General features: G+C 72.6%; 16 protein-coding genes. 4 read left to right on the top strand and 12 right to left on the bottom strand.

Annotated features, from left to right (window positions below):
- Window position 1: 1 nt before the first annotated feature.
- From ACIBVN_RS12900 to ACIBVN_RS12870, 7 genes are read right to left on the bottom strand one after another with little or no spacing between them, the layout of a single operon-like run.
- Window positions 2-787 (bottom strand): PIG-L deacetylase family protein, encoded by a 786-nt coding sequence (locus tag ACIBVN_RS12900; RefSeq protein WP_397135712.1) that lies wholly within the window; start codon window positions 785-787, stop codon window positions 2-4.
- Complete coding sequence (locus ACIBVN_RS12895) at window positions 784-1,938, bottom strand: glycosyltransferase family 4 protein (protein WP_397135710.1); 1,155 nt, start codon at window positions 1,936-1,938, stop codon at window positions 784-786. The genes ACIBVN_RS12900 and ACIBVN_RS12895 overlap by 4 nt, the downstream gene beginning before the upstream one ends.
- Window positions 1,938-3,131: an acyl-CoA dehydrogenase family protein gene (locus ACIBVN_RS12890; protein ID WP_397135708.1), complete on the bottom strand. Its 1,194-nt coding sequence runs from the start codon at window positions 3,129-3,131 to the stop codon at window positions 1,938-1,940. Before ACIBVN_RS12890 ends, ACIBVN_RS12895 begins: the two co-directional genes overlap by 1 nt.
- The gene (locus ACIBVN_RS12885) at window positions 3,128-3,418 is read right to left on the bottom strand and encodes an acyl carrier protein (protein WP_397135706.1); all 291 of its coding nucleotides are present in this window, start codon (window positions 3,416-3,418) and stop codon (window positions 3,128-3,130) included. Before ACIBVN_RS12885 ends, ACIBVN_RS12890 begins: the two co-directional genes overlap by 4 nt.
- A 5-nt stretch (window positions 3,419-3,423) precedes the next feature.
- Window positions 3,424-4,308, bottom strand: a complete 885-nt coding sequence (locus tag ACIBVN_RS12880; protein WP_397135704.1) for a hypothetical protein — start codon at window positions 4,306-4,308, stop codon at window positions 3,424-3,426.
- Window positions 4,305-5,714, bottom strand: a complete 1,410-nt coding sequence (locus ACIBVN_RS12875; RefSeq protein WP_397135702.1) for a condensation domain-containing protein — start codon at window positions 5,712-5,714, stop codon at window positions 4,305-4,307. Before ACIBVN_RS12875 ends, ACIBVN_RS12880 begins: the two co-directional genes overlap by 4 nt.
- Entirely contained in the window at window positions 5,714-6,628 is a 915-nt protein-coding gene (locus ACIBVN_RS12870) for a chromosome partitioning protein ParB (RefSeq protein WP_397135700.1), read from the bottom strand. The genes ACIBVN_RS12875 and ACIBVN_RS12870 overlap by 1 nt, the downstream gene beginning before the upstream one ends.
- 368 nt (window positions 6,629-6,996) lie before the next feature.
- Here ACIBVN_RS12870 and ACIBVN_RS12865 point away from each other — a divergent pair, with 368 nt between their 5' ends.
- The 3 genes from ACIBVN_RS12865 to ACIBVN_RS12855 are packed head-to-tail and all read left to right on the top strand — an operon-like array spanning window position 6,997 to window position 11,417.
- Entirely contained in the window at window positions 6,997-8,547 is a 1,551-nt protein-coding gene (locus ACIBVN_RS12865; protein ID WP_397135698.1) for a GMC oxidoreductase, read from the top strand.
- Between the two features lie 15 nt (window positions 8,548-8,562).
- Entirely contained in the window at window positions 8,563-9,819 is a 1,257-nt protein-coding gene (locus tag ACIBVN_RS12860; protein ID WP_397135696.1) for an aminotransferase class III-fold pyridoxal phosphate-dependent enzyme, read from the top strand.
- Between the two features lie 35 nt (window positions 9,820-9,854).
- Window positions 9,855-11,417, top strand: a complete 1,563-nt coding sequence (locus tag ACIBVN_RS12855; RefSeq protein ID WP_397135694.1) for a bis-aminopropyl spermidine synthase family protein — start codon at window positions 9,855-9,857, stop codon at window positions 11,415-11,417.
- Between the two features lie 19 nt (window positions 11,418-11,436).
- Here the strand turns inward: ACIBVN_RS12855 and ACIBVN_RS12850 are convergent, their stop codons facing one another.
- Window positions 11,437-12,225, bottom strand: a complete 789-nt coding sequence (locus ACIBVN_RS12850) for a hypothetical protein (protein ID WP_397135692.1) — start codon at window positions 12,223-12,225, stop codon at window positions 11,437-11,439.
- Window positions 12,222-12,881: a class I SAM-dependent methyltransferase gene (locus ACIBVN_RS12845; RefSeq protein ID WP_397135690.1), complete on the bottom strand. Its 660-nt coding sequence runs from the start codon at window positions 12,879-12,881 to the stop codon at window positions 12,222-12,224. The genes ACIBVN_RS12850 and ACIBVN_RS12845 overlap by 4 nt, the downstream gene beginning before the upstream one ends.
- A 130-nt stretch (window positions 12,882-13,011) precedes the next feature.
- Between ACIBVN_RS12845 and ACIBVN_RS12840 the strand changes: the two genes are divergently transcribed.
- On the top strand, window positions 13,012-13,647 hold the full coding sequence (locus ACIBVN_RS12840) for a hypothetical protein (protein WP_397135688.1): 636 nt from the start codon (window positions 13,012-13,014) through the stop codon (window positions 13,645-13,647).
- Window position 13,648: 1 nt separating this feature from the next.
- Here ACIBVN_RS12840 and ACIBVN_RS12835 read toward each other — a convergent pair whose 3' ends face one another.
- From ACIBVN_RS12835 to ACIBVN_RS12825, 3 genes are all read right to left on the bottom strand, one after another.
- Window positions 13,649-14,071 (bottom strand): RidA family protein, encoded by a 423-nt coding sequence (locus ACIBVN_RS12835; RefSeq protein WP_397135686.1) that lies wholly within the window; start codon window positions 14,069-14,071, stop codon window positions 13,649-13,651.
- Window positions 14,072-14,212: 141 nt separating this feature from the next.
- Window positions 14,213-15,268: a hypothetical protein gene (locus ACIBVN_RS12830; protein ID WP_397135684.1), complete on the bottom strand. Its 1,056-nt coding sequence runs from the start codon at window positions 15,266-15,268 to the stop codon at window positions 14,213-14,215.
- 5 nt (window positions 15,269-15,273) lie between these two features.
- Window positions 15,274-15,864 carry a hypothetical protein gene (locus ACIBVN_RS12825; RefSeq protein WP_397135682.1) on the bottom strand — a complete coding sequence of 197 codons (591 nt, stop codon included), beginning with the start codon at window positions 15,862-15,864 and terminating at the stop codon, window positions 15,274-15,276.
- Window positions 15,865-16,133 lie beyond the last annotated feature (269 nt).

Here is a 16,133-nt window from a genome sequence, read left to right as displayed (position 1 = left end):
GTCAATGATCTCCATCCGGGGCCGGGGCGGTGTCCCAGTGACGTTCGCCCGGACTTCCTCCGCCCACCTCCCGGGCGTGGGCGAGCAGCCGGTCGGGCCAGTCGTCGTCCCAGAGCATGGGGTGTTGTGACCGGTACGCGGCGGCGGACGCGATCTTGCGCCGCCAGTCGTCGCCCGTCAGGGGGGAGACGGCCGCCGGGCCGTTATCAGGTGGTTCGAGTGCGTACGGGAGGTCCTCGTACCAGCGCGCCCGCGGCTCCTCCGCGGCGTCGCGCAGCGCCCACTCGCAGGCGCGCGCCGTCAGCACGTGGTCGAGATGGCCGCCGATCGCCGCGGGCGCGTGCACCTCTCCCGGCGCCAGCCGGGCGATCCAGCCGCCCAGTTCGGCGGCGACGGCCTTCTCCAGCACGAGGTCGTCCGGCCCCGGCGGCGAGAACAGGTCGTCCCCGGCGGAGCAGCGGGGCGACCCGCCGGTCCCGCGCCGATACAGCGCCTCGAGGAAGTCCAGGTGCACGGGCTCGGCGCCGAGCACCGCGCACGCCCGCACGTCCTCATCGCGGCGCAGCCGCATCCCGTCGGCCGCCGTGTCACCGGCCGTCGCGCAGGCCGCCCGCCACCAGGTGTGGTACTGCTCGGCGTACGGCGGCAGGGGATCGCCCGCGCACCCGGCGAACACGGTGAGCACCACCACCCGCACCCCCCGCCCGGTGAGCGCGGCGATCGTGCCGCCCCAGGACAGGACGGCGTCGTCGAGATGCGCGGACACCACGAGCACCGGCCGGCTCATCGGGGCGCCTCCGCCAGCCGCGACCGCAACAACCGGTAGCGGCTCTCCCAGGTCAGCTCGCGCCCGCGGCGCAGCGCACGCCGCCCCAGCTCGGCCCGCAGTCCCGGTTCCCTGATCAGGCGCCCGAGCTGCCGGGCGAGGTCGCCGGGCCGCCGGTAGTCGAAGTACCGCACCGCGTCCCGCCCCACCTCCGGCACTCCCCCGCGCGCGCTCGCCAGGCAGGCCAGGCCGCTGGCCAGGCCCTCGGTGAGGACGAGGGGGCTGGCGTCCTCACACAGCGAGGGCACGCACAACACGTCGGCCTCCCGGTACACGTCCCCTATGGCGGCGCGGTCCACGAACGGCGAGAACTCCACCCGGTCCCCCAGCAGGCAGGCACGGTGCTTCACCTGGCGCTCGAACCGGTCCGGCGCCGACGACGCGTGCAGTTCGGCGTTGCCCACCATGCGCAGCCGGAAGCCGGCACCGGCGCGCGCCAGCTCCACGCACGCGTTGATCAGCGCCATCGGCCCCTTCTCCGGGGCGAGCCGGCCGGTGAAGAGCACGACCGGCATCGAGCCCGGCGGCCGCGGAGCGGGGTGGAACCTCGCCGGGTCGTGCCCGTTGTGCACCACCGCGACAGCCGTCGGCGGCAGCCCCGTCCCGTCGAGGAACCGCCCGGCCACGAACCGGCTCACGCACACCACCACGTCCGCCTCGGCCACCACGCGCGCCCGCTCGGCCGCCGGGAACGACCGGAACATGTCCGCGTGCAGATAGAGGCACACCCGCGCCCGCGGTCGCAGCCGCCGCAGCTCGGGAACGGCGGCGACCGCGTTGTGCAGCACGATCGGCCCGGCGAACCCGTCCGGCAGCGCCTCCAGCGCCGGCCGGACGAACCTGGCGTAGTGGGCGCGGCGCTCGCCCCGCGCGGCGGACTCGTCGTCCTCCCGCCGCGCCTGTTCGCCCAGCGTCTCCCCAGGGCTGTCGTACGGCAGCAGCCGCACCCCTCGCGACGCGTGCTCCCCGCCGCGGTCGGCGACGATCACCGTGGCGCCGCCGTGCCTGGCGTGCTCGCGGGTGAGCTCGGCGGCGACCGTGCCGAGCGAGCCCCCGCTGGCCGGCGAGAAGACCTCGCCGGGCGGGAGCACGTGTGCCCAGGTCTCGTCCATCACCGCTCCCTGGCCATGAGGGCCAGCTGGGAGCCGATGGCCACCAGACGCTCGTTGTTGATCATCAGGGGCGCCGACAGCAGGTCACGCAGGAGCCGGGCCACGGAGTGGGGGCCCTCCTCGGAGTAGCCGGCCATGCCGCACACCCGCATGGCGGCCAGCGCGACGTCCACCGCGACCTGCGACATGGCGAGCTTGAGCGAGTTGACCCGCAACGTGAAGGCGACGGTCGGCTCCGCGGCCCCGGTCAGGACGTCCTGCGCCTCCCTGGCCGCGGCGTCGAGCTGCGCCTCCAGCCCGGCCAGCCGCCAGCGCATCTCGGCCAGGCTCCCGCTCGGCGGCCCCGCGCCGTCCCCCCGTGCCCTGGCGTGGCGCACGGCCCGGTCGGCGGCCTCGGCCGCCAGCCCGTACCAGACCCCGGACCACAGCACGTGGGAGAGCGGGGTCATCACCCGGGCGACGAGGTCGCCGAACGGCACCGGCAGGATCCGCCAGTCCTCGAACTCGGCGCGGACCCGCAGCGCGGGGCTGCACGTCCCGCGCATGCCGAGGGGGTTCCAGCCGCCCAGGACCTCCAGCTGCGTACGGGCGGAGTCGACGAGCACCGCGACCTGGTCACCGGGCGGTGAGCCGGGACCGCGGCGTGCGCTGACGAGCAGGGCGTCGGCCTCGACGCCGTAGGAGACGGTGGTGGCGCGCTTGTCCAGGCGGGCGGAGGCGCCGTCGCGCTCGACCGCGCAGGCACTGGTGCGGAGCGCGCCGCCGATGCCCGCCTCGCTGGTGGCCGAGGCGATGAGGAGCTGGTCGCGTACCACCCTGGTCACGGCCTCGCGCAGCTCGGACCCGGTCACGGCCTCGCCCGGCCCGGGGCCTGTCACGGCCTCGCGTGGCCTGGGCCGTTCGTCGCAGGCGAGCAGGCAGGCGAGCTGCACCTGGTGCATCGCCCAGATCATGGCAGTGGCGCCGCAGCCGCGTGCCAGGGCGGCGGCCATGCCGGCGAGCGCGGGCACGTCCGCGCCGAGACCGCCGCGCTCCACCGGAGCCGCGGCGGCGAGCAGGCCGTGCGCGCGCAGGGCGCGCAGCGCCTCCTTGGGGAAGCGCGCGTCCCTGTCGACCTCGGTGGCGTGCTCGGCCAGCACACCCTTGGCAAGCTCCCGGCAGGTCCCGGCGGCGCTCTCGCGATCTCCCGTCACGGGCGGTCTTCTCCCCGCGTCAGGCTCATGACCGCGTCCGTGATGACCGCCAGCGACCGGAACGTCTCCCGGGTGAGCAGCTCGTCGGGGAACTCGATGCCGAACTCGTCCTCCACGGCGACCATGACGCCCACCATGGCGAGCGACTCCATCCCCAGCTCCCACAGGTCGGCCTCCGCCTCGACCGACTCGATGACGCCGGGCAGCACCGCCCTGCGGGCCAGCAGGTCGCGGACCCGGCGCTCCACGTGGGTTCGCTCGTTGCCGTGTACGGCTTTCGCAGGCACCGCGTTCATCCTCTCGATCCGGTCTGCACAACAGTCGCGAAGGACACCCCGGCCGGGCGGCCGGCGTCCAGCCCCACCGGCCCCATCTCCCCCGAGACGCGGGCGAGGATCGCCCCGGTGGAGCGCAGCGCGTCCCACTCGGCGGGGTCGAGCAGCCCCCAGCGGAGCATCGCCCCCACGATCAGCGGGTCGTGCGGCACCCACACCCCGTCGTTCTCGATCTCGGCCCAGTAGTGCAGGACGGAGAACGGCGGCGAGAGGATCACGCCCTGGGCCAGCCGGATCGGCAGACCGCGGCGGCGACCCTCGCGCACCAGGAAGAGCGAGCCGCCCGTGCAGTCCGCGATGCCGGTGCGCTCGACGAAGTCCAGGTCCAGCCCGACCGTCATGGGCAGGCGGACGAACCTGACGCGGCCGAACTCCTCCAGCAGCTCCGCGGCGCGGGGCTGCGGCGGGGGCCACGAGGCCGGCAACTCGAAGCGGGCGACGGCCGAGCCGCCGGGACAGGGTGCCCATCCGGTGGGCAGCAGGACCTGGAAGTCGCATTCCCTGCCCTCGTCGGGTTCGTGCGCGCACTCCGGGACGAATTCGACCTCGGCGCGCACGGCTGTCTTCGCGCGCAGGCCCTTCGCCCAGGAGGCCGGGCCGAACGTCCACAGGGACCGGACGCCCAGGTCCAGCGAGACGTTGAGCAGGTCGAAGTGGTCGAATCCGCGCCGCTCGCCCAGTCCCGCGGCGAGCATCGTCCGCAGCACGTCGGGTGGCAGGCCGTAGTCGCGCTCGGCCGAGCTCCACGGCACCTCGAAGCAGCGGGCGCCGTCCGGGACCAGCCGGAGCGACCGCAGTGTCTCGTCCAGCACGCTCAGGCCGACGGCAGGCCCGGTGCTCACTCCGCCCCCTCCCTTCGGGGAGCCGCGATCCCGGTCAGGCGGCCCACCTCGTCCGGGCGTACCTCGCCGAACGCCGACTCGACCAGCAGCCGCTCGATGCCGAACAGCACGTCACGCACGGCCCCGGCGTCCAGGTAACGGGAGTCGGCGTGCAGGGTCAGCCGCAGCATCTCGGGCGTGTCCTCGGCGTACAGGGCGAACTTCTCCTGCTCCACCGCGGGCTCCGGCCGGAAGAGGCTGTCCCGCAGCGTGGCCCGCACGGCCGCCTCGTCAGCAGGACCGGCCAGCCGGCGGTCCGGGCGCGTCTCCTCGCGCATGTCGTTGAACACGCACGACAGGTCGAGCCGTACGCCGCGCTGCTCCTCGACCGACCGGATGGTCCGGCGCAGCTCCCGCTTGTCGTACAGGCCGTTGCGGTAGGCGCGGACGGAGGCCGTCCAGGCCCGCGTGGCCACGTCGCCGAAGCTCTCCCCGCGCAGGTCCAGCGAGACGAGCGCGCCCTGGATCATGCAGGCGACCGCGCGCCGCTCCGCCTCCTGGGTGCGGTTGGCGCAGATGAGCTGGACGGCGCAGGCCGGCATCCCGGTGTACGCGCCGAGCACCAGCCCCGTGGCCGCGAGCAGGACCGCCGTTCCGCTGAGGTCGTACCGCTTCGCCTGGAGGTTCAGGGCGAGATCGGCGGCCCTGGAGTAGAGCACGGCCGCGTGGTACGACGGCAGGCCGGGCTCCCCTGCCGTGGGGAACGCCGTGGGCGGCATCGTGGCCAGCCTGGTGCGCCAGTACTCCAGCGCGCCCGCGAGCCGCCGATCACCCTCGGCGGACCGTTCGTAGCGGGCCTGCTCCAGCGGCTGCCGGGCGGCGGGCGGCGGCGGCCGGTCCAGCCCCTTGGCGCGGGCCTCGACCAGCGCGGCCAGGTCGGCGACGAGGTTGCGCACCCCCGTGCCGTCCGCCGCCGTGTGCGCCACGCTCAGCAGGACGGCCAGCGGCTCGCCCGCGCCGTGAAAGATCGTGGGACGTAACGGCAACTCCGCGGACAGGTCCCACGGCAGCCGCTCCACCACCCGCCGGCGTCCGGCGAGCGCCTCCCACAACCCCTGCCCGCCGGCGCCGAGGTCGACGAGGTCCACGGGCACCCGGCCAGAGCCGGTCACCGTCTGCGTCAGCCGGCCATCGGCGTCCTCGGCCAGGAAGGTGCGCAGCGACTCGTGCCGGCCCATCAACGCGCGCAGCTCGTCCAGCACGTCCTCGACGGTGAGCCCGGACGGCACCTCCACCTCGCCGGAGGGGTTGAAGAACGCCTCGCGCGGGTCCTTGCCGGTGATGTCGAGCCACATGGACACCTGCCCGCAGGTGGCGGGCCCCGATCCGGTGCTCTGCCGGGTGAACTCCACCGATCGCCGTTCCACTACCGCTCTCCTGCCTGCGAACGGGGTGGGTGCTCCGGCTGGTCCTGCAGGCGCTCCCGTACGTCATGGGCGAAGTCGATCCAGATCTCGGCGCACTGCAGCGCCATGTCGGCCACGATGGGAGCCAGATGCGAGGGGACCGCGTCGAGCAGGTCCGGCCGCATGTCCTTGGCCATCACGTGGCTGTGCATCCAGCGCAGCAGGTGCCTGCCCGCCTCCGAGAGCCGCAGCGACGGGTCGCGCTGGAGCGACTGCAGCCGCAGGAGCACGTCCGTCGTTCTCGGGTCCGGGCGGCGGCGTTCGGCGGCGTTCGCGGCCGCCGGTCTGGAGGCGTCGGTGAGCCGCTCCGTCGTCCGCGGCGCCATGGGGTCCTCGCCGCGCCGGATCCGCTGGCGTACGGCATGCGCGGTGCCGACCGAGACGGCGGCGTCCTGAGCGATCTTCCGCAGGGAGGCGTCCGGATTGGCGGCGATCACGCGGGCCGCGCGCAGCCGCCCCTCCTCCGCGTTCAGCGGGCGGCGGCGGCCGTCCTTGCCGATGCGGGTGCTCAACTGTGGAGAATCCACAGTCGAACACCGGCGCAGGCTGCTCACCGTCTTCGCCGACAGGCCCGTGACCTCGGCGATCGACCGGTCGGACATGGCCGGGTGGGATTCGATGATGCGTAACGCGGCCACGCGCCGGTCCTGCAGCGACAGCGGCAGCCCGTGCGTGGTGTTGGCCTGCACCGCCGCCAGGAAGGCCGCCTCGTCGCCGCCCTCGAAGAAGCACACGTCGATCATCTGCCGGCCGTTGAGTATCGCCGCGCCCAGCCGGTGCATCCCGTCGATCACGCGCATGGTCTCGCGGTGGACGAGGATGGGCGGAAGCTCCGTCTCTACGTCGGCCAGGCGGCGGACGTGTTCGTCGTCCATTCCGAGGACGCGTGGCGAGTCTCCCCTTTTCAGCAGCTTGATGTGCACCGCGTAAACCTGACGCGGCCCGTCGCTTTCACAGTCTGACTGAACTCCCACATTACTCCCGGTGTGTGAGACGGCCACCGGTTGCGAGCGCCGCGCCCTTGGGTACGACGGCTCGCAAGGGCCATATGAGAGCACACAAGATCGCTCCCAGTCCATAACCCGGGCTTTGGTCAGCCAGTTTCTACATAATTGCTACATCTTTCAATTACTGCTATCTGTCATGTAGTCGTGACAAGTAGTAATGTTCAGCTGTTTGACGTGATCGCCGGGTTCGTTGCTAGCCTGTGGCCATTGCGAAAATTGATGCACTCCAGGAGCGGGTGAGCGCTGTGCTGGACGCCTCGGCCGTTTATCGCTCGGCCGATGTGTGCGTCATCGGCAGCGGTCCCGGCGGGGCCGTCACGGCTCACCTGCTGGCCCGCGGCGGCCTGCGCGTGCTGCTGCTGGAGGAGGGCGACAGGATCGGCCCGGGCGCGACACTCGAGGCCCTCGAACCCGGATGGGAGCCCGCGCTCGTACGGCAAGGACGGCGCCGGTCGGTCCCCGTCGGGCGCCCGTGGTCGGCGCGGGGCCTGGGCGGCGGGATGGGGTTGTTCGCCGGCATCGGGTTCCGGCTCCGGCACGTCGACTTCGACGCCCGCAAGCACGTCGCCGACGACGCCCTCGATCCCCGGTGGCCCATCGCGTACGCGGACCTGCGCGAGCACTACGACGAGGTGGAGCGCCTGCTCGGCGTGGCCAGGACCCGCGGCGCCGATCCGCTCGAGCCCGACGGCGCCGCCGCCTCGCTCCCGCCGCACGCCTACAGCCCGCACGGCCGCCTGCTCGCCGGCGCGGGGCGCCGCATGGGCCTGCGCCCCTTCCCGACGCCGCTGCTCATCAACTCCGCCCCGTACCGGGGCCGTCCCGCCTGCCATCGCTGCGGCCCGTGCAACGAGCACGCCTGCCCTTCCGGGGCGAAGGCGGACGTGGTCGCCACGCTGCTGGACCCGGCCGTCGAGGAGGGCTCGCTCGTGGTGGCGACCGGGGGCAGGGCGCTGCGCGTGCACGCCTCCGCCTGCGACCGGGCGGGCGCGGTCGAATGGCTCGACCAGCGCGCCGAGGTCCGGCACACGACCCGGGCGCGGTGCGTGGTGCTGGCCGCGAACGCCGTGCAGTCCTCGGCCCTCCTCCTGCGCTCCCCTTCCCGCTGGTCACCGGCGGGCCTCGGTAACCGCCACGACGTCGTGGGGCGCGGTCTCTGCTTCAAGGTCAGCGGGTACGCCGCCGGCACGGTCGCCGCGCCCGCCCGGACCGCCCACGGCTCCGGCGGGCCGTTCTCGACCGTGTCCTTCTCCGACCACTACCTCGACGACGCCTGCCCCAGTGGCCTGGGCGGCATCATGTACGAGGCCAGCCCCGCCGAACGCGCTCCCCGCGACGGGAGAATGCCGCTGCGCGTGCACTACCTCGCCGCGGACCAGCCGATGTGGCGTAATCGGGTACGCCTGTCCAACAAGAAAAACGGACTCGGCGCACGACAGTTACTGATGGAGTACGAAACGCACCCATTGGATGCGGCACGGCTCCATTACCTGTCCGAACAGGCCACCGAACTCCTTATTTCCGCCGGGGCCGGCGATATCAGGCTCGAAGAATCCGGATACGAACGCGGCAGCCGCCATCTGCACGGCGGATGCCGGGCGGGAGACGATCCCCGCACCTCCGTGGTCGACGCCTACGGCAGGATCCACGACCAGGAAAACGTCTATGTCGTGGACGGCGGATTCTTTCCCTATCCCGGCGGTGTGAATCCGACGCTGACCATCCTGGCGAACGCCTCCAGAATCGCCCGGCGGATCGCCCGGGACCTCGCGACGGCCACCATCTGATTCGAGGGAGAACCCATGGCCCGTACAGCTCCCACGCCCACCGTCCCCAACGGGCAGGTGAGCGCACTGGCGCTGCCCGGCTCGGGACCGGCGTTCGAGCGGGCGTCCGGCGCGCGGGTGTGGGACACGCAGGGCCGCTGCCACGTGGACCTGTCGTCGTGCAGCGGCGCCGCCCCGCTCGGCGCCGGGTACCGGCCCGTGGTGGAGGCGGCGGTCGCGGAGCTGCACCGCGGGGGCATCCTGCCGGAGGCGACCTCACCGCTGCGCGAGGAGGTGGCCCGCCGGATCGCCGAGATCTTCCCGTGCGCGCAGGCCGTCGAGTTCTTCCGCACGGGGTCCTGCGCCACGACCGCCGCCGTCCGCCTGGCCCGGCTGCACACCGGCGCCCGTACGGTGCTCACCTCCGGCTATCACGGGTGGCACGACTGGCAGCTGCAGTACCGCCCCGCGATGGGGCTGGCCGACCGCGACCCCGACACCGCGGACTTCGGCTACGACCTGGACCTGCTCGAACGGCTGGCGCGGCGGCGCGGCGACCTGGCCGCGGTGATCGTGACCCCCGAGGTGAACGTCTTCCCGCCCGCGTTCCTCCTCGAGGTCGAGCGCGTCACCCGCGCCCACGGCAGCCTGCTCATCGTGGACGAGGTCATGACCGGCTTCCGCTACGCCTGGGGCGGCTACCACGCCGCCGCGGGAGTGAGCCCCGACCTGATCACGCTGAGCAAGGGCCTGGCCAACGGCTTCGCGCTCTCCGCCGTCGCCGGCAGCGCCGCGGTCATGGAGGCGGCCCGCCGTACTCACCTCGGCAACACCTACCAGCGGGAGTCCACTCCTTTCGCGGCGGCGCTGGCGACGCTGGACGCGAGCGCCGGCGGAGCCGCGGTCGAGGCGATGCGGGCGGCGGGCGAGCGGCTCATGCACGGGCTGGACGCCCTGTTCGAGGAGGCGTCCGTGGCGGCGTGGGCGCGGGCCTGGCCGACCATGTTCGACGTCGTCTTCGCCGATCCGGAGCTGGGGCGGCGCTTCTTCGCGGGGTTGCGGGAGAGCGGCTACCCGATGGCGTACGGCCAGCGCTTCATGCCGTCTGCGGCGCTGACGGACGAGGACGTCTCGGGCTTCCTGGATGCGGCCGCCCGCGCTCTCCCCCAAGGCGGCGCGCGGACGCCTGGAGCTGCCATGGCAGCGGCCGTCCAGTACGCCGCCGAACACTTCGCGGCCACCCGCGAGACGGTCGAGCGCTGGTGGCGCCCAGAGCCTGCAGCGCGGGCTTGATCGCGAAGGCGCGCCCGCCCCGTTAGGGTTTCGCTGTGGAAGAGGAGCAGAACGTACGCAACCTGGCCGCGGCGACCGGCTTGGATCCCAGGCGCGCCGCCGAAGTGCTGTCCGTGCTGGGCGACGGCTCGTGGTGGACGCTCCCCGATCTGGTGAGACGGACGGCCGTCTCCAGGCGCTCGATCGAGGCCGTGCTCCGTGAGGTCGACCCGGAGCGCTCCGGCGACCGCTTCCGCCTGTCTCAGGCACGCGTGCGTGCACTGACCGGTCACCGGCCCGTCAGCCCCGCAGGACCGGTCGATCATCTCCTGCCCGGCCACGCGGACCTGGTGGAGCGGATGGCCAAGCTGATCGCGGGGGCCCCGCGCGCCAGGCAGGCGCTGGACCACGTATCCGCCACCCCGGAGACCGTGGTGCGGCGGGCGCTGCTGCTCGGCGCGCGGTCCTGGCCGCCAGGGGCGCGCGTGCTGTGCGTCGGCGACCACGACCTGACCTCGCTCGCCATCGCGTCCCTCTACCCCGACACCGAGATCGCGGTGGCCGACATCGACGAGCGCATCCTGGCCTACATCGACCGGTGCGCGGCCGACCTGGGCCTGTCCGTGCGTACGCGCTGGGCGGACCTGCGGCTGGGCCTGCCGTCGTCCCTCCACGGCTACGCCGACGTGACCGTGACGGACCCGCCCTACACCCCGGAGGGCATCGGCCTGTTCGTCGCCCGGTGCGTGGAGGGGCTCCAGGACCCGGAGCAGGGGCGGGTCATGCTGGCGTACGGGGCCAGCGAGCGCACGCCGATGCTCGCCCTGAAGGTGCAGAGCTCCCTGTACGACCTCAACCTGGCCTACGAGGCCATGTATCCCGATCTCAATCGCTATTTCGGGGCGGAAGCCATCGGCTCGGCCGCCGACCTCTACATCCTGCGCCCCACCACGAAGACCAGGCCCGCCGTGGCCGCCCGGGTGGAGCGGTTCGCCGCCGCCATCTACACCCACGGGCCGCAGGCGGTGGAGAGCAAGACCGGCTCCGGCGACGAGCGCCTGCTCGCGCAGGCCACCGACTTCGCGCCCGACCTGCTGGTGGGCGACTGGCCTGCCGGGTTCCTGCCGCGGACGCCGCGGGTGCGCCTGGCCACCTGGCTCGCCAAGCCGTACGCCGCCGCGCCCGAGCGGGTGGCCGTCGCCGTGCCCGCCGGCCTGGACGCGGCGCTGCCCCGCCTGCTGCTCGCCGCCCGGGCGGACCGCGTCCGCGCCTTCACCGCCGAGCCGCCGGGCGACGTGACGGAGATCGCCGCGTTGTTGTCACCGGTCTACGAGATCACCGTCCAGGGCGCCGCCGTCGACGCCGTCCGCCGTCCGCCTGCCGGCGACCCCGCCGAGCTCCTGCTGCGCAGGCTGCTCGACCGGGCACACGGCAAGCTGGTCAACACCTGGCGGGAGGGGCTGATCGGCGCCCACGACGGGCTGACCAAGCGGCAGGCGCGCGACATCGTGCTGCGGATCGCCCCCTGGGCTGACGGGGTCACCGCCCTCGAGCTGCCGCTCCACCGCCTCGCCGAGCTGGGCGAGGCGGTCCGCGCGACGCTGCGCGAGGCGAGCTGACTTACACAGTGAGTGACGCTCACTGCGTCAGGGCGTCACGCACCGAGGTGGGCCAGCGCTCCAGCACGGGGCCATGGGCGTGCCGCAGTGCCAGCAGCAACCGCTCCAGGCCGACGCCGAGGCAGGCGGTGTGCGCGGGCGTCCCGTCGGCGGCCCGGATGCCGAACGCCGCGCCGAAGTGCTCCTTGTGGTAGTTCACGGACACCACGGCCTGGCGGATGCCGTCCGCGACGTCGGCGGCGAGCTCCCACTTGAGCCCGTCGGCTCGCTGGGCGTCGGCGAGCAGCCTGCCCGTCCGGCCCCAGAACGGGTCGTTCGCCGGGCTCGCCGCGGACTTCACGCCCAGGGCCTCCAGCCAGCGGGCGAGCCGGTCAAGGCGGTCGTCACGCCAGGTCAGGCACTGCTCGGGCGTGCCCAGCCGGACCGTCTCGAACATGCGGAACGACCTGAGCCTGCCGGGCTCCGTCGTGGCCTCCTGGCGGTAGCAGTCGGCGACCACGCTCAGCTCCTCCGGCCCGGCCAGGACGCGCCCCTCGTACAGGGGGTACGCGTGATAGCAGGCCGCGGGTGTCAGCACCAGATCCGTGGCGGTGCCGCCCTGGCTGACCGCGGCGAGCAGATGCGGGAACGACGTGGCGTAACCCGCCCGATCCGCTACCGCGGCGTCGAGGACGGGCGGTGCCCGCAGGTGGCGCTCCGACTCGCCGGCGCACAACCGCCGCAAGACGCGGACCACGTCCGAGAGCAGCTCCTCGGCCGCCCCGGCGATGAGGATCACCCCGGGCGCCGGGGTCGGTTCCGCGGTCACGTTCCGGCCCGTGCGGTGCCGCAGACGACGATGGGGAACTCCGCGTCCTCCATGTTCTCGTCCAGGGGACCGATCTCCTCGGCGGCCAGACCGTACAGGAAGGCTGTGGCGGCGCGCAGGCCCCCGTAGCCGCGGCACCGTACGGAGTCGGGCCCGAACACCTCGGCCAGCAGGTCGCGCAGCCCCGCCGGGGTGAACCTCCACCGGTCGGCCATGAGGGCGTCGTCCACGGGGTCGGTGCGGCTGATCCCCGGCACCGTCACCAGCAGGCTGCCGCCGGGCGCCAGGCTGCGCCGCACGTTGACGAGTGCCGCGCGGGGATCCCGTACGTACTGGAGGGTCTGGACGAGCAGGACGCAACGGTAGCGCGCGGCGGGCAAGGAACCCTGTTCGCACAGGTCGGCGATCAGCGTGGCATCCTCGTTGTCCGGGTCGATGTCCACGACGTCGGTCTCCGCCGCGCCGGCCGCGAACCGCCGCGCGTAGACGTTCTCGCCGACCTCCAGCAGCGGCGGGCGGATCAGGTGGGCGCCGGACGCCAGGAAGGCCTCGATGTAGCGGCGGTCGATGGGGGTGCCACGGTCGTAGCCGAAGCAGTCGCTGAAAGGTTCGGCCCTCGCCAGGACTCCCCATGACGACGGCCGGAGGTCGCCCATCCCGCACTCCCCTCGGTCATGATCAAGCAGCATCGCACCCCCGCCCGAAACCGGGCAAGAAACGACTTGAGCGGAGACGACGGGACCACTGGGCGGCGACTACGCCGTCCTGGGGGCATAGGCTCCTCCAGTGGGCACATCCCGGGCTTCCTGGCGTAACACGACACACGACTGGTCGAGTGGCGTGGACATCGAGCATCTCGCCCATATCCGCCAGAACGCCGTCGCGTTGGCTCCCGGCGGGCTCCGGCACCTGGTGCTCGAAGTCGTCGCGTACGCGGCCGACGAGGCGGAGAGCAGCGACAACGGCGGGCACTGCACCGTCACTCTGCACCCCGACGGCTCGGTGTCGGTCGCGGATCGCGGGCGAGGCACCGACACCCGACTCGACGAGGACGGCCGCGCCGTGAAGAAGCCGATCATGGCGTCGAAGGACCTCAGGTTCTTCGACCACCCTGACGCGCAGGTGCTCCCCGACGGCCATCCGCGCCGCGGCATGTCCGTCGTCGCGGCGCTCAGCGAGTGGCTCGTCCATACCAACCGCCGCCGGGGCGGATCGTGGACGCAGCGTTACGAGCACGGCATTCCGGTGACCGATCTGGTGTCGATCGCCGACGACGGCACGACGGGAACGGTCGTCCACTTCCGCCCGGACGAGCATCTGGGCGGTGCGGCGAGCGGAGACCTCGCCGGTGAGCTGACGCGGCTGGCCTCGTCATGGGACGTGCTGTCGGTCGAGCTGCACGACCGACGCGCCCGTCGCTGAGTCAGCCGGCGTCCGCGGGCCGGTCGATCACGGCGACCGCCTCGACCTCGACCAACTGGTGGGAGTATCCGAGCACCGTCACGCCGAGCAGAGTGCTGGGAACGTCATGCTCGCCCATGTACTCCCGGTAGACCTTCCACGCCGCCCCCAGGTCTGCCTGCTCGGTGGAGGCCACGTACACGGTCGTCTTGACCACATCGGTCAGCGACGCGCCAGCACCGCGCAACGCGGTGACGAGGTTGCGCATCACCTGGTGGGTCTGGCCGGCGTAGTCCCCGATCGCCACGGTGTTGCCGTCGGTGTCGAGCGGGCACGCCCCGGCGACCCAGACGGACCGCACGGGCGCGTCGACGACGGACGCGTACGCGTAGTCCACCGCCTGCGTGAGCTCGGCATTGCGGATCAGCCTGACACCCGCACTCATCAACACTCCTTAGAACGCTCCACACCCTTGACGGGCACGCGGCCCATGGTCACGCCCCCCCCGCACGGTGTACGGGGCGATCCTAGTGGTTGAGCAAAAGGGAAATCTTTCTATTTTTCCGCCGTGCGAGTCTGCGATTCCTCAATCCTCGCCGACGGTTCCCGAGGCGAAGGCGCGGGCGCGGGAACGGCGGAAGCGGAACAGGAGCGTCATCGCCGCGGCGATCAGGATGGCGAGACCGGCGAGCGCGAGAGCCAGCGTCCACGGGGAGTCCGCTGAAGCCGCCAGGCCCCACGTTCCGGGCTTGGCGGGAAAAGTGAGTGTCCCGGTCGCCGTGCGAGTGACCCGGCCGCTTTTGAGGGTGAGCTGGAACTTCCAGGGCCCGTCGGGGAGCTGCTCACCGAGCTCCACGGTAATGTCCCCGCGCTGACCAGGGGCCAGGGTCGTGCCGCGGGCGACCTGGAACGGCCCGGCGCTCATCGAGCTCGGCCCTTCCGTCAGCGTCAGCTGTCCGTCGAGGTCGACGGCGCGCTCGCCGGTGTTGGCGACGGCCGCCACGACCTTGGGCTGTCCGGCTTTGGCTCGCTGGGGAGTGATCGTGCCGATCTCGAAGTCCGAGGGCGGCTCCCCGCCGGGGCCGACGTCGAGATAGGTGCGGATTCCGATGCGGTTGACGAGCGTGACGTTCCCGTTGGTGCCGTTCGCCTTGTCCGAGGAGACCTGAGCCCAGATGACGGCGTAGCGCTCCCCCTTGCCGGCCCATCGCGGCACGGCGATCCTGGCCTTCACCCGCGCGCTGCCACGCGGCGGAAGTTCCACCGTTGCGCGGTCGAGCGTGATCCACGAGCTCAGCTCGTTGGTGGCGCGGTCCGGCGCGAAGGTGAAGCGGCCGCGGCTGACGGAGGCCGCGGCCGGATAGAGCTCCACGTGCTGCGGCTTGGCCGAGGTGCTGCGGATCTCCATGCGCCGGGTGAAGGTGGTGCCCGGATTGACGTGGTCGACGATGAACACGTGCGAGCGCGGATCGTCCACCCGGTTGGCGGGGATCTCCAGCAGCCTGATGCTGATCCTGCCTTCGTCCGAGGGGCGCGCGTGTCTCCGCGCCGAGTCCGCGACCGCCGGCACGGCGATCATGGCGTGCAGCAGGACCGCGAGCAGCGTCGCGGCGGCGGAGCGGGGAAACGGTGATCGAGACATCTACGCTACGCGACGGAGTGGTTCACCGTGCCTGTATAGGTGCCCGCCACTGCGGCGTCGGGGACGTCGATCACCAGGGTGGGGTTCCAGGTGGCGAAGTTGTCGCCGGAGCCGGACGTCTTGCTGAAGGCGGTGCGCTGGGCAGCCAGCGTCTCGGCGGCGGCAGCGTTGACCTGGCCTGGCACGAAGGTGCCACCGGTGGTCGAGGTGGCCGTTGCCGGGCCCGACCAGTAGGAGACATCGGCATTGCTGATGGTTTCCGGGGCGGTGCCGCCGCCCGTGGTGAAGCCGCCGGCCGCGGCGGACACGGACGCGACCCAGGTGGCGGTCAGGGCCGCGCGCTGGTCGTTCACCGTGATCGCGCCGAGTTGCCCGCTGATCAGGCCGCCCGAGTTGCCGCTTCCGAGGTTCACGGCCGGGGTGGGGCCCGGCACGGTTATGGACAATCCGCCCTCCGCCGTCACCGTGAAGCTCACTGAAGTGGGGCAGGTGGTGCTCTGGGCACAGGTGTCGGCCTGCGAGGGCGCGGCCACGGCCACGGCTGCGATCAGGCCGGCGGCGCCCGCCACAGAGACGCCCAGACGACGGTTGAACACTGTTGTCTCCTTCACCGATTGTCGCCCAATGCCCGGGCTGCCTGCATAGTCACATTGTTCGCAGCAGTCACAGAAGGAAAACCGCACGGGCCGGGGTCTGGGAGATTCTTGACGTCCGCATGGTGAACGCCCCATCTCTTCGGGCGTCGCCTTTCCTGGAAACCCGCTGTACGGCGGGAACGAAACAACAGGCCCTCCGCGCCGGAGCCGGATCGGAGTTCTTACCGCGGGCATTACGCCGGGCTTGCGATACACATACGCGGCGGGGG

This window comes from Nonomuraea sp. NPDC049400 (assembly GCF_044466425.1).
Taxonomy (GTDB): domain Bacteria; phylum Actinomycetota; class Actinomycetes; order Streptosporangiales; family Streptosporangiaceae; genus Nonomuraea.
The sequence above is the reverse complement of the archived record's forward strand: the minus strand, read 5'-3'. Positions and strand labels throughout refer to the sequence as shown.

Excerpts from the sequence above, each read along its gene's own strand:
- ACIBVN_RS12870 (WP_397135700.1), bottom strand. The coding sequence starts at position 6,628 with ATGGACGACGAACACGTCCGCCGCCTGGCCGACGTAGAGACGGAGCTT.
- ACIBVN_RS12895 (WP_397135710.1), bottom strand. The coding sequence starts at position 1,938 with ATGGACGAGACCTGGGCACACGTGCTCCCGCCCGGCGAGGTCTTCTCG.
- ACIBVN_RS12830 (WP_397135684.1), bottom strand. The coding sequence starts at position 15,268 with ATGTCTCGATCACCGTTTCCCCGCTCCGCCGCCGCGACGCTGCTCGCG.
- ACIBVN_RS12845 (WP_397135690.1), bottom strand. The coding sequence starts at position 12,881 with ATGGGCGACCTCCGGCCGTCGTCATGGGGAGTCCTGGCGAGGGCCGAA.
- ACIBVN_RS12860 (WP_397135696.1), top strand. The coding sequence starts at position 8,563 with ATGGCCCGTACAGCTCCCACGCCCACCGTCCCCAACGGGCAGGTGAGC.
- ACIBVN_RS12900 (WP_397135712.1), bottom strand. The coding sequence starts at position 787 with ATGAGCCGGCCGGTGCTCGTGGTGTCCGCGCATCTCGACGACGCCGTC.
- ACIBVN_RS12835 (WP_397135686.1), bottom strand. The coding sequence starts at position 14,071 with ATGAGTGCGGGTGTCAGGCTGATCCGCAATGCCGAGCTCACGCAGGCG.